We start from the raw sequence: 13,506 nt of genomic DNA on the forward strand, positions 1-13,506 counted from the left end.
CAGGAATGCTGAAAAAGCATTTGGTGGGCTGAAAACCCTGTGCAATTGCCTAGGGTTTATCGTATCTTACTGTACGTCACTGGGAACCGTTTTCTCGCACTGCTATGAAACAAATTCTATTCCTTGTCCTGCTCCTGACGCTCAGCACAGGGTCGGTGAGATGGAGCGTCGCCCAGAACCACCCGGCCCCTACTCAGCCCGCCCGCGCCGAGCTGGCTTTGCAAACCTACAACAGCGATGTGCAGGTGCACCCCCTGCTGGAAGACAGCAGCGTGGTCTTGCTCGTCGACCGCGACCCGTACAGCTCTAGCCGCAATCATTATTTTTTCCAAAAGTTTGATTCTCAGCTGCGGCAGCGTTGGGAAACGCCTTTGGAAGTACCCCAGGAGTTTCGGCTCGTGCGCACCACCTTCGAGGGCACCAGCGTGTACGCGCTGTTTCAGTCGGAGTACTCGGCGCGGCGGCTTCTGGTCGCGACGCTCAACGGCCGGACGGGCATGGTGCACACCACCACCTTCGACATGAAAAACTCGCGCGGCATGACCGATACCCGCGACCTCTACGACGTAAAGGCCCTCGACGGCAACCTGTTTGTGACTGTTTTGTTGGAACGCCACATGACCGTGCTCCTGCTCGATTTGCAGCACAACGAGTACCGGTTTTTGCCGTCGGTCTACGAAGAAATTCCGACCAATTTCACCTTCCTGGCCGATTCTACCAGCAAGCGCGCCAAGTTCGTGATGAGCCAATCGAATGGACTCAAATCGCGCCTGCTGGTCAAGCAGCTTTCCGATAAAGGCACCTTGCTGCACTCGGAATATGTGCAGGCCGAAAGCGAACGCGGCTTGCTCACCGCGCAAATCAGCCCCGGCGAAGACGACCAGCGCCTGCTGACGGGCACCTACACCCTGCGCGACTCGCGGTATTCGCAGGGCCTGTTTGCCGCTGATTTGGCGGCCGGAACTTCGCCCACTGGTGGGCGTCCCTCGCTGCGCTTCTACGATTTCCTCAACCTGAAGCACTTTTTCGATTACATGAAGCCCGCCCGCGAAGCCCGCTTGCGACAGCGCGGCGAGCGCCTGCGGGCCACCGAGCGTCAGTTGCGCCTGCACTTCCGCCTCATGATTCATGACTTGGTGCCGTTTCAGAATGGCTACGTAATGGTGGCCGAGGTGTATTACCCACGCTACCGCTACGATGGCTACGGCTATAGCAATAGCTACAGCTACGGGTACACCTATCCTTACTCAAGCATGGGCTCGTCGTTGCGCCGCTTCGATGGCTACTACTCCAGCCATGCCATCGTGTGCGGCTTCGACAAGAAAGGCAACTTACTGTGGGACAACACTTTCGTGCTGAAAGACAACTCTCACGGCGACTTGGAAGAAACCGTGCGCCTGCGCCCCATGCCCGACGGCAAGCGGCTGGTGCTGGCTTATATGGAAGACAACAAGATCCATTACAAAATCGTCGATCACACGGCTTCTTCGCCCAACGACTTGGAGGTTCCGGTTCAGACTTCCTCGACGGGCACGAAAGAGAAAGCCAACAATGCCAGCCAGGAAGGGCTGTTGCCGTGGTACGGAAGCCGGTTTCTGGCCTTTGGTTACCAGCACGTGCACGCCGACCGCGGCAGCGACCGCGACGTGTTTTTCCTCAATTCTGTTGCCTTCGACTAGCACTGCGGCAGCCAACTAGGCGGGAGTTGCTGCGTATGGGTGAGCGAATCATAATTTTTTCGCTCATTTTACCGCCATGAAACTTCGCCTGATCACCATCTGCACTGTGCTGGCGCTTCTCGCGCTGGGCAGCTGCCGCACTGCCGGCCCCGGTACACCTGCCCGCACGGTTGCTGCCTTTTTCAGTAAATACGAGGGCCGCCCCGGCTTCAAAACCACCGACTGGTCGGCGGGACTGACCACGCGCCTGCTGCTCAGCAAGCTGGGCAAGTTTGGGGGCGACAACGACCTTAGCCAAGCCCTGACGTCCATTCGCAGCTTTCGCATCATCACGTTTACGCCTACTTCGGCCAGCTCGCAGAAGTTGGTTGCCGAAGGCCTGACCAAGGAGGTTGATGGCTTGCTGCAAAATGAGCGCTATACGGCCCTAGCCGAATCGGGTGGCTCGACTACCATGCGCTACGCCACGCGCCAGTCGGGCGATAAGGTGCAGGAGATTGCGGCATCCGGCCACGTCGATGGCGCTCCGGATTCGTTCGTGCTGGCTTCTATTTCCGGCAACTTCACCCGCGAGCAGGTAACTGCGTTAACTAAGTTTTTGCCGGGCGTCATCAGCGAGACTACTAAGTAGCGCGTACGCTTAACCACCATAAAAGTAAAAAGGCCCTGTCGTTTGCATGACAGGGCCTTTTTCATAAATATCTGACTATCAAGTCTTTATCTATTGCCACTCTTAGCGGTCGGTTCCAGAAAACCTGTAAGCTGTTCTTCGCCTAAGCGGCGAATTAGCTGCGCTGCAAAGCCGACAGTGCGGCTGTGGTTTGTTCGTCAAGCACGCGGGTCACCAACGTAGCCTCTTCTTGGATAGACTGCTGGTAATCGAGGGCTGCCGCAGTGGTGGGCGAAGTTTCCCACTGAATTAGCTTCCCCAGTGTATCCAGCCGCGTAAGCGACTGATCCAGATGGTGATACAGTTGCAACCAGGTTACAACCGCTTGTGTAGGTTGTTGCTTAAGAGCCAGCCGCAGGTCCATCATTTTCATGACCACGGCCGCCAACTTTTGCAAGCGCTCTTGTTCCATCGGAGAAAGAGTCCGGGGCTGCCGGTCGATGATGCACAGGGCACCAATCGAATGGCCTTCGGTAGTACGCAATGGGTACCCCGCGTAAAAGCGCAGGTCCAATGCTTCGGCTACGCCAGGATTGGTGAGGTGGCAGGGCTGCGCACGCAAGTCTTCGTAGATCGTCGTTTCCTCCTGCAAAATGGCCACGGAACAGATGCTTTCGTTACGGGCGACCCGCTCGGCGCTAGCCAAGCCAAAGTTGGCCTTGAACCATACGCTGTCCTCTTCAATCAAAGAAACCAAGGCAATGGGTACCCCGAACAACTTAGCTGTGAGCCGAACAACCTCGTCGAACACCGCGTCGGGGGCAGTTCCCAGCACTTGATAGGGCGCTAACGCGTGCAGGCGCTGGATATCGTTGGCAGGAATCAAAGAATCGGGTAATGACATAGATCAAAAGTATGGCCTGCTGCTGATACTCTTGGTTCGAGGCTCGGCGGGTTGGGCTCGGCACATACACTTTTCGCAGCCCATACTCTTCACTGCTGTCTTTTGTAGGCACAAAAAAAGGGCGAACCATTGCGGTTCGCCCTTTTTTAGTTTGCCTCAGTGCCGATTAGGGCTGGGGCTGGCTTGGGATGTAGAATTCGAATTTGAATTCTGCACGGCGGTTTTTCGCCATACCTGCCTTGGTCGTGTTCGGAGCAGCTGGCTGCGATTCGCCGAAGCCTTCCGTCGTGATCCGAGCCGGATCAATCTGGCGACCTACGAAGAACTTCTTGCCAGACTCAGCACGACGCTCCGACAGGCCTTGGTTGTACTCGTCGGTACCGCGGCTGTCAGCATGACCCGAGATGCGGATGCTTAGCTCTGGGTGATCTTTCAGCGCCTGAACCATCTTGTTCAGCGTTGGGTACGAGCTCTTCCGAATCACGGTGCTGTTGGTTTCGAACGTGATTGGCTTCTCGAGGCTGCGGATGGCCGGATCGATGATGGGGCAACCCGTCGAGTCAACTGGAACACCAGTTGGGGTGCCGGGGCACTTGTCTACGTTGTCGAGGACACCGTCACCGTCTTTATCGAGTACGATTGGGCAACCCGTGGCGTCAACCTGAGTACCGGCCGGCGTGTTCGGGCAGGTATCGTTCTTGTCAGCTACACCGTCACCGTCGGCGTCGGGGCAACCTTTGAGGGCAGCCGTTCCAGCTTGGTCTGGGCATTCGTCTTCCGAATCGCGCACGCCGTCGTTGTCACGGTCTGGGCAGCCTTCGAGAGCGGCCGTACCAGCTTCAGTTGGGCACTTGTCTTGGTAATCCGGAACACCGTCTTTGTCGCCGTCAAGTGGGCAGCCGGCTTCGTCAACCGCTACGCCAGCAGGGGTATCGGGGCATTTGTCTTTCCGGTCCGGAACGCCGTCCATGTCGGTATCCTTGGCTTTGCCGAGGTTGATGGTGATACCGGCCGAGTGTTGCAGATAGCGGTCTTTGTGGCCGCCGCTAACGCCGTCAATCATATCAGTACCAAACTGCTGGTGAATGCCAGTCTGGACAAACACCGCAAAGCCTGGCGAAAACTGGAAGGCGACACCTGCTGCACCGTGCAGATCGAACGCCTTATAGTTTACGTTGTCAACCAACCGGCGCTCCGGCTGGTAATGGTCGGAGCTAGCAATCAAAACACCTGGTGCAATCAGCAGGTAAGGAGCAATCACCGCGTCTTCCTTCAGAGCCCAGCCGTTGTTCAGCTTCAGCTTGATCGGAATGTTGATGGTAGTTGCATCGGCTTCGAATCCGACGCCGTCGTGGGCCGTACCGTTTTTGCCGGTATATTTCAGAATGCCATAGTTACCCGCCAAGCCAATATCGATGCCCGGCGTGATGTACCGGCTAATGGTGACGCCGCCACCGTAACCGATCCGGTTGTACTTGTAGGCGCCAGTACCGAGGTCTCCGATGTACTGCAGGCCGCTGCCGTAAAGGCTAATGCCGGTCTTCTTGTCAGCGCTCTGCGCCTGAGCTTCTGGCACGGCCGACAGGAGCGCCAGCCCGAAGGCCGCTGCTGTTGTTAAGAGGTGTTTCATAGTTAGAACGTTTTGGGAATCTTTGGTACGCATTACTTCGGCTAACAACTCCGGCAGTAAAGCACGACTAAGGGCCTATACTTCCTGTAGTGCAATAAAGTTGTAGCTATGTCAATCTTCTATCCAGATTACACCAACCTACGGCGGAAGCGCGGACTTGGTTTCTGCCGAGTTTCGCCCTGTTTATATGCCTTATTCTGCGGTAGCAAACCTATATCTAATTACCCAGATATTTATAAATATGGGCTGATGTATCCTTGTAAAATACAAAGTCCTGGGGCAGCAAAGCTCGCTTTGCTGCCCCAGGACTTTTCAGTTGCCTCAGCGAATCAGGCAGTTACGCTCGAGCTTCACGCATCAGCCGCTCGATGTCGTCGGCTTCCAGCGGGATATTCTTCATCAAGTCTTCGGGCTGGCTGCGCGTGATCAGGATATCGTTTTCAAGCCGAATACCCAGTCCTTCTTCCCGAATATAAATACCTGGCTCACAAGTATATACCATACCAGGCTCAAATACCCGGTACTTGGCGCCGACGTCGTGCACATCAAGGCCCAGATAATGCGAAGTGCCGTGCATAAAATATTTTTTGTAGAGCGGCGCGCTCGGATCCTGATTTTTCACGTCCGATTCGGTGAGCAAATCCAGCTTGATCAGCTCCTGCTCCATGGTGCGCCCCACGGCGGCGTGGTAGTCTTCGATGTTGTTGCCGGCCAGCAGGTTGGAAGTAGCAAATTTCATGACCCGCAGCACGGCCTCGTACACGTCGCGCTGGCGCTTGGTAAACGTGCCGTTAACGGGGATGGAGCGCGACAGATCGGCGGCGTAATTGGCGTATTCGGCGCCGAAGTCCATTAGCAGCACGTCGCCGTCTTTGCATTCGCGGTCGTTGGAAACGTAGTGCAGAATGCAGGCGTTGGCGCCCGAGGCAATGATGCTGCCGTACGCCGGCCCGCGCGAGCGGTTGCGCACAAACTCATGTACGATCTCTGCCTCGATCTCGTATTCCCACACCCCGGGCTGCACAAAGCCCAGCACACGCCGGAAGGCCTTTTCGGTGATGTTCATGGCCTCGCGCATCAACCGGATCTCTTCTTCCGACTTGATGGCCCGCAGATGGTGCAGAATGGGCGCCGCGCGGCGGTAGTCGTGCAGCGGGTACTGGGCCTTTATCTCCTTGATAAAGCGCGCATCGCGGGTTTCGACCTCGACCACCGACCGGATGTGCTCGTTGGAGTTGAGGTACACGTGTTCGGCTTCGTTCATGAGGGCAGTCAGCACCTGCTTGAAACTATCGAGCCACATAATCGTCTTAATACCAGACAGTTGGCACGCCTCGTCTTTGGTGAGCTTGTAGCCTTCCCAAACCAGAATCAGGTCGCTGGTTTCGCGCAGAAAGAGTATTTCGCGGTGCTGGAGCAGCTTGGCATCGGGGAAAAGCAACAAGATGCTTTCCTCCTGATCGACCCCAGAAAGGTAGAAAAGGTCGTTATTCTGCCGGAAGGCCATCGTCCCATCGGCGTTGGTGGGCATGATGTCGTTGGAATGGAAAATTGCCAACGACGCCGGCAACAGCTGCTGGGTGAAGTTGCGCCGGTTGTGAGTAAACAAAGTTGGGGCGATGGAGCCGTAACGCATGGGCGATAATGGTTGGGTTGACGGACGCAAGTTAAAAACTCGCTTGGCATCCGCTACTTTAACAATCGAGCCGGCGACGGCGGGACCGCATCGGCACCCGAAAAAAGCTGCCCCGCCTGACGGCAGGTTCTGTATTTTTGCCGCCCTTCCGTTTAGCTTCGCTTGCTATGCCAGCCACCGACCGCGCCGTCCTGCTCATTCAGACCGCCTTTATCGGTGACGTCATTCTGGCCACGGCCCTGCTGGAGCGCCTGCACGCCACCGAACCGCATACGCCCGTCGATATACTGGTGCGCAAAGGCAATGAAGGTTTGGTGAAAAGCCACCCGTATGTGCGCAACGTGCTGGTGTGGGACAAGAAGAAGGCTAAGTACTTGGGCCTTTTGCGGTTGCTCCTGCAAATACGAAAAATGCGCTACGAGCGCGTTATTACGTTGCAGCGCTTTGCCTCCACGGGTTTCCTGACGGCTTTTTCGGGAGCAAAGGAACGCATCGGGTTCGACAAAAACCCGCTGTCGTTTCTGTTTACGATGGCCATTCCGCACGTTTTTGATGCGGGCGTGCACGAGGTAACGCGCAACCTGAACCTGCTCGACCCCGCCGACGAGGTTCCGCTGACGCCGCCGCGCCTCTACCCTACCCCCGCCGACGAGGCCGCGGCCGCGCCGTACGCGGCGGTAGGCGGCTATATCTGCATCGCGCCCACGTCGGTGTGGTTTACCAAGCAGTTTCCGGAGGAGAAATGGGTGCAACTGCTGCACATCTTGCCGTCCCAATACACGGTGTATCTGATCGGGGGCCCACCCGATGTGGAGGCCTGCGAGCGACTGCGGCTCACCAGCGGCCGCGCCAACGTCGTGAATCTGGCCGGCAAACTGTCGTTGCTGGCTTCGGCGGCCCTGATGCGCAGCGCGGTGCTTAATTACGTCAACGATTCGGCGCCCATGCACTTGTGTTCGGCGGTGGGGGCACCTACGTGCGCCGTATATTGTTCTACAGTACCGTACTTCGGTTTTGGCCCGCTCAGCCCGTTCTCTCGCATTGTGGAACTCAAGGAACCGTTGGCCTGCAAGCCCTGTGGCCTGCACGGCTACCGCCAATGCCCGCTCGGCCACTTCCATTGTGCCCACGGCATTCGCCTTGAGCAGCTTACCGAAGCGCTAGCCGAAGCCGAAGCTTGGGCCGCGGGCCAAGTGTAACCTCCTAAACCTTCTGCTTTGGGGCCGGTTTTAGCTACCTTTGCAGATTCTATTCTTCGCTCCGATCCGATGCCTGATTACGACCTGCATGAGTTGCCCAACGGCATTCGTGTTCTCCATAAGCAAGTTCTACACACCAAAATCGCGCACTGCGGCTTCATGCTCGACATTGGCTCGCGCGATGAAAAAACCCATCAGCTTGGTCTGGCTCACTTCTGGGAGCACATGGCCTTCAAAGGCACTGAAAAGCGCCGCTCGTTTCACATCCTCAACCGCCTCGAAACGGTGGGCGGCGAGCTGAACGCGTACACGACCAAGGAGAAAATCTGCTTCTACGCGTCGTTGCTCAGCACGCATTTCGAGCGCGCTTTTGAGCTGCTGACCGACTTGACGTTCAACTCCATATTCCCGGAGCGCGAAATTGAGAAGGAGCGCACCGTGATTCTGGAAGAAATGTCGATGTACCAGGATGCGCCCGAAGATGCCATCGTCGATGATTTCGACGGCGTGATTTTCGGTGATCACGCCTTGGGCCACAACATTCTGGGTACGCGCCAGAGCGTATCCAGCTTCCAGCAGCCCGATTTCCGACAGTTTCTGGCCGAAAACGTGCGCACCGATCGGTTGGTGTTCAGCTCGGTGAGCAATCTACCGTTTAAAGAGGTGCTGCGCCTGGCCGAAAAATACCTGGCTCCGCTGCCCTCTCGCCTGGGCGAGCGGCCGCGTACGCCCTTCAACCATTACCAACGCCTGGAGCAATTGGAGCGCCGGCCCATCACGCAGGCTCACTGCCTGATCGGTGGCCCGGCCTACGCCATTCAGGACGAGCGCCGGATTCCGTTTTTCATGTTGTCCAACATTCTGGGCGGCCCTGGCATGAACTCGCGCCTCAACCTGGGCGTGCGCGAAAAATACGGCCTCGTGTACACCATCGACGCCACCTACAGCCCCTACACCGATACGGGCTTATTCGGCATTTACTTCGGCACCGAGAAAAACCAAGTCAAGCGTACTATCTCTTTGATTAACAGAGAGTTAAGGATTTTACGCGAAAAGCCGTTGGGCTCGCTCCAACTGCACACGGCCAAAGAGCAGCTCATGGGCCAGCTGGCAATGGCCGAGGAAAGCAACGGCGGCCTGATGCAGTTACTCGCCAAAAGCACCCTCGACATCGGGCGCGTAGAGCCGTTGACCGAGATTTTCGACCGAATCAAGCGCATTACGGCCTCCGAATTATGCGAATTGGCCAATGACGTGCTACGCGAAGACAATTTGAGCGTACTGCAGTACGTCCCCGAATAAGTACCAAGCTTTCGTAGCGTGCCGTTTACCCTTGCTCACCCTGCCTTAGTCCTGCCCCTGATTCGGCCGCTGCGCCGGTGGTTGTCGGCCACCGGTTTGGTGGTGGGTTCGATGGCGCCCGACTTCGAGTATTTTTTTCGGCTGCGCTCCAACCGCGGGCACGCGCACAACCTGCTGGCGCTGGTGTGGTTTGATCTGCCGCTGAGTTTGCTGGTGATTGCGCTGGTGCACGGCGTTGTGCGCAAGCCTTTGGTGCGCTGCTTGCCCACCGTGCTCCACGATCGGCTCGGCTGGATGGCCGAAAAGCCCTGGCCCCTCACCAATCTTTGGAGCGCGCGGGTGCTGCTGGCAATTGTGATCGGCAGTTTGTCGCACTTGCTCTGGGACGGCTTCACGCACATAGGCTACATCGCGGATCTGCTGCCTTTCCTGAAAAAAATCGTGGCCGGCCGACAACTTTTAGGCTGGCTCCAGCTCATCTCTTCGGTGCTGGGCCTGCTGGTGGTGGGGTGGGCCATTTGGCGGCTGCCCAAAGTGACGGGCCCCAAGCGGCTGGATCACATTCATCGACAAGCTTTCTGGCGGGTCAATTTTTTTTTGATGCTGGTGATCTGGGTGGTGTTTCTGCTCATCAACCAAATTGAAGGCCACCGATTGATCGTGCCCATTATCGTGTCCGGCATCAGTGCCAGTGCCGCGGCGCTGGTTTTGTCTTCGGCTGTTTTGCGCAATCCCTGGCGCAGCGCCCATTCTTCCACTAAGCCATCCGACTCACTCCGTGATCCAGGACGAAAATCACGCCTACGCTGAGGCGCATACTTCGCCCGAATCGGCGGTATTACAGCGTCTTAACCGCGAAACGCATGTGCAGGTACTGGCGCCGCGTATGCTTTCGGGCCACCTGCAAGGGCGCGTGCTCAGCATGCTCAGCCACATGATCCGGCCGCGCCGCATCCTCGAAATCGGCACGTACACGGGCTATTCGGCGCTGTGTTTGGCCGAAGGCCTGGCACCGGAGGGTGAACTCCATACCATAGAGCAAAACCCCGAATTGGAGAGCCGCATCCGTCGTTACATTACCGAAGCGGGCCTCGCCGACCGTATTCACGTCCACATCGGCGAAGCGCTGCACGTTCTGCCCACGCTCGCCGAAACCTGGGATCTGGTGTTCGTCGACGCCGACAAAATCAACAACGACGCCTACTTCGAGCTGGTCATTAACCAGGTGCGGCCGGGTGGTTTCGTGCTGGTTGACAACGTATTGTGGAGCGGCAAAGCCCTCGACTCGCACCAAGCCAAGCCTGCCGACAAAGACACCCACGCCGTGCGTGCTTTCAACGACAAAATTCAGCAGGACAGTCGCGTAGAGAACGTACTTCTACCAATTCGAGATGGAATTTTATTGATTCGCAAGTTATTGTAAATCAATTACTTACAGATAAAGACATCGTAAAGCAGAAGTCGAGCTTCTGCGGGTGTTAAACATTTCGGGCAATAGGGCGTCTAAGCGACCATGTATTTGCCTGTGATGTTATGAGAACAGCGTTATCAATTCTATTTTTTCTGGGCGCTGTTTGGTCGGCCCAAGCGCAAACCACCGCGGCCGGCCGGGTACTGGATGCGGCTGACCAGTCGCCGCTGATCGGGGCCAACGTGGTCTTAATTCACCTGCCCGATTCGACGAAGCAGGGAGCCGCCGCCGATCCCACCGGCGCTTTCGAGATCACCGGGCTGGAGCAGGGCCGCTACGTGCTCACCGTTTCCTTCCTGGGATATCAGACGCTGCGCCGACCTGTAGAGGTTGGGGCACAGCCACTTGCATTAGGCAATATAACTCTGCAAACGGGCGGCGTGACGCTGAAAGGCGTAGAAGTGGTGGGCAAAACGCCCGCTGCCGTCCAGAAAGGCGACACGGCCCAGTACAACGCCAACGCCTTCAAAACCAACCCCGACGCCAACGCGCAGGACCTGATCACGAAGATGCCGGGCGTCACGACCCAAAACGGCAAGGTGCAGGCCCAAGGCGAGGACGTGCAGCGCGTGCTAGTAGACGGCAAGGAGTTTTTTGGCAACGACCCCGACGCGGTTCTGAAGAACGTGCCCGCCGAGATCATCGACAAGATCGAAGTATTCGACCGCCAGAGCGACCAATCGCAATTTTCGGGCTTCAACGACGGTAACACGCAGAAAACCATCAACATAGTAACCAAGCCTCAGTTCCGAAACGGACAGTTTGGACGCTTTGTGGCCGGCGTGGGCGGCGGCTCCCAGACGGGCAGCAGCAGTTGGGCCGAGCGCTACCGCGTGAGCGGCAGCTACAACATGTTTCGCAACAACCAGCGGATTTCCATTGTGGCGCAGTCCAACAACGTGAACGAGCAGAACTTTGGCACTGAGGACTTGCTGGGCGTGGTAGGCAACAGCGGGGGCGGCGGACGCGGCAACCGCGGTGGAGGTGGCGGACCGGGCGGCGGGGGCAACCGTGGCGGAGGGGGCAACGCGGGCGCCAGCAACTTCCTCGTCAACCAGAATGGGGGCATCACGCGCACCAACGCCATCGGCGTCAACTACTCGGATTTGTGGGGCAAGAAAACGCAGGTAACCGCCAGCTATTTCTTCAATCTGAGTAATAACACCAACAACAGCAACACCTTCCGGCGGTACGCGGGCACCAACCAGGGCCAGACCTATCAGGAAAATTCGCTGGAAGGCAGCCGCAACATCAACCACCGGTTTAGCCTGCGCCTGGAGCACAAAATTGACACGGCCAACTCCATTTTGTTTATTCCGCGCCTGTCGGTGCAACAAAACAACGGCACCAGCAACCTCGACGGCATTACGCTGCTCGGCGATCAGCAGCGCGGCAACGTGGTCAGCAACTACCGCTCGCATCTGACGGGCGTTACCTCGTCGAACCAACTCTTATATCGGCACCGCTTCGCCAAAGCCGGCCGTACCATCTCGCTGGATTTGAACGCCAACTACAACGACAAAGACGGCAACAACAACCTCTTTTCTAACTCCCGCAGCGTGTCGCGCATCGCTGGCACCCTGCGCGATACCACCATCGAAACGCGCCTCGACCAGTATTCGCGGCTGTTGCAGACGGGTTGGCAGCTGAGTTCGGGGGTTTCGTACACCGAGCCGCTGAGCAAAACGGACATCCTCCAGCTGACCTACAATGTGTCGTACGCCCCGAATGATTCGGATAAAAAAACCTACGACTTCGCCAATGACACGGGCGACTATACCAGCCTGAACCAAGGCCTCAGTAACGTATTCACCAGCAGCTACTTAACCCAAGGCATCGGGGCGAGTATCCGGCGGCAAACGCGTGATTTTCAGGCGATGATTGGTGTCACGGGCCAACGGGCAGATTTGAACAACCGGCAGCAGTTCCCCGCCGCCGGCAACCTCGACCGCACCTACTACAATTTCCTGCCGAACGCCATGCTGCGCTACAACTTTTCGCGGCAGAAGAACCTGCGGTTCAACTACAACGGCCGCACGGCGGCCCCCAGCATCAGCCAGTTGCAAGAAGTCGTGAACAACGCCAACCCGCTGCAACTGACTACCGGCAACCCCAACCTGAACCAGCAGTTTCAGCACACGGCCACGCTGCGCTATTCGGCCGCTAAACCCGAAAGCTCGACGTCTTTCTTTGCCGGTATATTTGGCTCATTTACAAACAATTACATCACTAACAGCACTTTTGTAGCGCCCCAGGACACCGTAATCAACATCAACGGTGGACGGGTGCTTTTGCCCGTAGGCGGCCAGTTGACCCGCCCCATCAACCTGGGGCAGCAGTATTCGGTACGGGCGTTTGCGGTGTACGGGCGGCCCATAAGCGCCATCAAATCCAACCTGAACCTGAACGGTTCGGTGGGGTATTCGCGCACGCCCGGTCTTAACAACAACGTGGTCAACTACTCGCAGTCGCCTTCCGGGGGCTTGGGCGCCACGCTCAGCAGCAACATTAGCCCCAAAGTAGACTTTACGCTTTCGTCGAACGGCAACCTGACCTACGCCCGCAACACGGTTAATACTCGCCTCAACACCAACTACTACGTGCAGAACAGCGCCCTGCGCCTGAGCTGGATTGTGGGGCCGGGCTTCACGCTGCAATCCGACGTGACGCACCAGTACAACAAGGGCCTCTCCGGCAGTGGCACGCAGCAATACGTACTCTGGAATGCCAGCCTGGGCAAGAAAGTATTTGAGAATCAGCGCGGTGAATTCAAACTCTACGCCTTCGATATCCTGAAGCAGAACCGCAGCATCCAGAACAATATCTCGGCGGCGTACAACGAAACCGTGACCACCAACATTTTGCAGCAATACTTCATGGTGATGTTTACCTACAACCTGCGCAACGGCAACGCCGCCCCGGCCAGTCCGGAGGGCCGCGACGGCCAGCGCGGCGGGTTCCCCGGCGGCTTTCCGGGCGGGCGCCCAGGCGGCGGTGGCCCGGGTGGCCCACCGCCCGGCGGTGGCTAAAACCGGGCTGCGCACGGGAATTTGCGGGTGAGCGCCTCGCCACCCC

Annotated in this window: 9 protein-coding genes and 1 pseudogene; 7 read left to right on the plus strand and 3 right to left on the minus strand. The window is 57.4% G+C overall.

The window, feature by feature from the left end; all coding sequences use genetic code 11:
- Positions 1-104: 104 nt before the first annotated feature.
- Entirely contained in the window at positions 105-1,679 is a 1,575-nt protein-coding gene (locus H9I52_RS13200; RefSeq protein ID WP_187454252.1) for a hypothetical protein, read from the plus strand.
- A gap of 76 nt (positions 1,680-1,755) precedes the next feature.
- Entirely contained in the window at positions 1,756-2,310 is a 555-nt protein-coding gene (locus H9I52_RS13205) for a DUF4252 domain-containing protein (protein ID WP_187454253.1), read from the plus strand.
- A 424-nt stretch (positions 2,311-2,734) separates the two neighbouring features.
- Here the strand turns inward: H9I52_RS13205 and H9I52_RS23320 are convergent.
- From H9I52_RS23320 to H9I52_RS13220, 3 genes and pseudogenes are all read right to left on the minus strand, one after another.
- Positions 2,735-3,193: pseudogene (locus H9I52_RS23320) on the minus strand (GAF domain-containing protein); the annotation flags it as partial.
- A 166-nt stretch (positions 3,194-3,359) separates the two neighbouring features.
- Positions 3,360-4,823, minus strand: a complete 1,464-nt coding sequence (locus tag H9I52_RS23255) for an OmpA family protein (RefSeq protein WP_139516114.1) — start codon at positions 4,821-4,823, stop codon at positions 3,360-3,362.
- Between the two features lie 337 nt (positions 4,824-5,160).
- Positions 5,161-6,459: an aminopeptidase P N-terminal domain-containing protein gene (locus H9I52_RS13220; RefSeq protein WP_187454255.1), complete on the minus strand. Its 1,299-nt coding sequence runs from the start codon at positions 6,457-6,459 to the stop codon at positions 5,161-5,163.
- A 167-nt stretch (positions 6,460-6,626) separates the two neighbouring features.
- Between H9I52_RS13220 and H9I52_RS13225 the strand changes: the two genes are divergently transcribed.
- The 5 genes from H9I52_RS13225 to H9I52_RS13245 all read left to right on the plus strand — a co-directional run bounded on the left by H9I52_RS13225 (position 6,627) and on the right by H9I52_RS13245 (position 13,460).
- Positions 6,627-7,658: a glycosyltransferase family 9 protein gene (locus H9I52_RS13225; RefSeq protein WP_187454256.1), complete on the plus strand. Its 1,032-nt coding sequence runs from the start codon at positions 6,627-6,629 to the stop codon at positions 7,656-7,658.
- Positions 7,659-7,727: 69 nt separating this feature from the next.
- Entirely contained in the window at positions 7,728-8,960 is a 1,233-nt protein-coding gene (locus H9I52_RS13230) for a M16 family metallopeptidase (protein WP_187454257.1), read from the plus strand.
- An 18-nt stretch (positions 8,961-8,978) separates the two neighbouring features.
- Positions 8,979-9,770: a DUF4184 family protein gene (locus H9I52_RS13235; protein ID WP_187454258.1), complete on the plus strand. Its 792-nt coding sequence runs from the start codon at positions 8,979-8,981 to the stop codon at positions 9,768-9,770.
- The gene (locus tag H9I52_RS13240) at positions 9,739-10,383 is read left to right on the plus strand and encodes an O-methyltransferase (RefSeq protein WP_187454259.1); all 645 of its coding nucleotides are present in this window, start codon (positions 9,739-9,741) and stop codon (positions 10,381-10,383) included. The genes H9I52_RS13235 and H9I52_RS13240 overlap by 32 nt, the downstream gene beginning before the upstream one ends.
- A gap of 110 nt (positions 10,384-10,493) precedes the next feature.
- Complete coding sequence (locus H9I52_RS13245; RefSeq protein ID WP_187454260.1) at positions 10,494-13,460, plus strand: TonB-dependent receptor; 2,967 nt, start codon at positions 10,494-10,496, stop codon at positions 13,458-13,460.
- Positions 13,461-13,506: the final 46 nt, after the last annotated feature.

Source organism: Hymenobacter sp. BT491, from assembly GCF_014349165.1.
GTDB classification, from domain to species: Bacteria; Bacteroidota; Bacteroidia; order Cytophagales; family Hymenobacteraceae; genus Hymenobacter; species Hymenobacter jejuensis.

Excerpts from the sequence above, each read along its gene's own strand:
- H9I52_RS13200 (WP_187454252.1), top strand. The coding sequence starts at position 105 with ATGAAACAAATTCTATTCCTTGTCCTGCTCCTGACGCTCAGCACAGGG.
- H9I52_RS13205 (WP_187454253.1), top strand. The coding sequence starts at position 1,756 with ATGAAACTTCGCCTGATCACCATCTGCACTGTGCTGGCGCTTCTCGCG.
- H9I52_RS23255 (WP_139516114.1), bottom strand. The coding sequence starts at position 4,823 with ATGAAACACCTCTTAACAACAGCAGCGGCCTTCGGGCTGGCGCTCCTG.
- H9I52_RS13220 (WP_187454255.1), bottom strand. The coding sequence starts at position 6,459 with ATGCGTTACGGCTCCATCGCCCCAACTTTGTTTACTCACAACCGGCGC.
- H9I52_RS13225 (WP_187454256.1), top strand. The coding sequence starts at position 6,627 with ATGCCAGCCACCGACCGCGCCGTCCTGCTCATTCAGACCGCCTTTATC.
- H9I52_RS13230 (WP_187454257.1), top strand. The coding sequence starts at position 7,728 with ATGCCTGATTACGACCTGCATGAGTTGCCCAACGGCATTCGTGTTCTC.
- H9I52_RS13245 (WP_187454260.1), top strand. The coding sequence starts at position 10,494 with ATGAGAACAGCGTTATCAATTCTATTTTTTCTGGGCGCTGTTTGGTCG.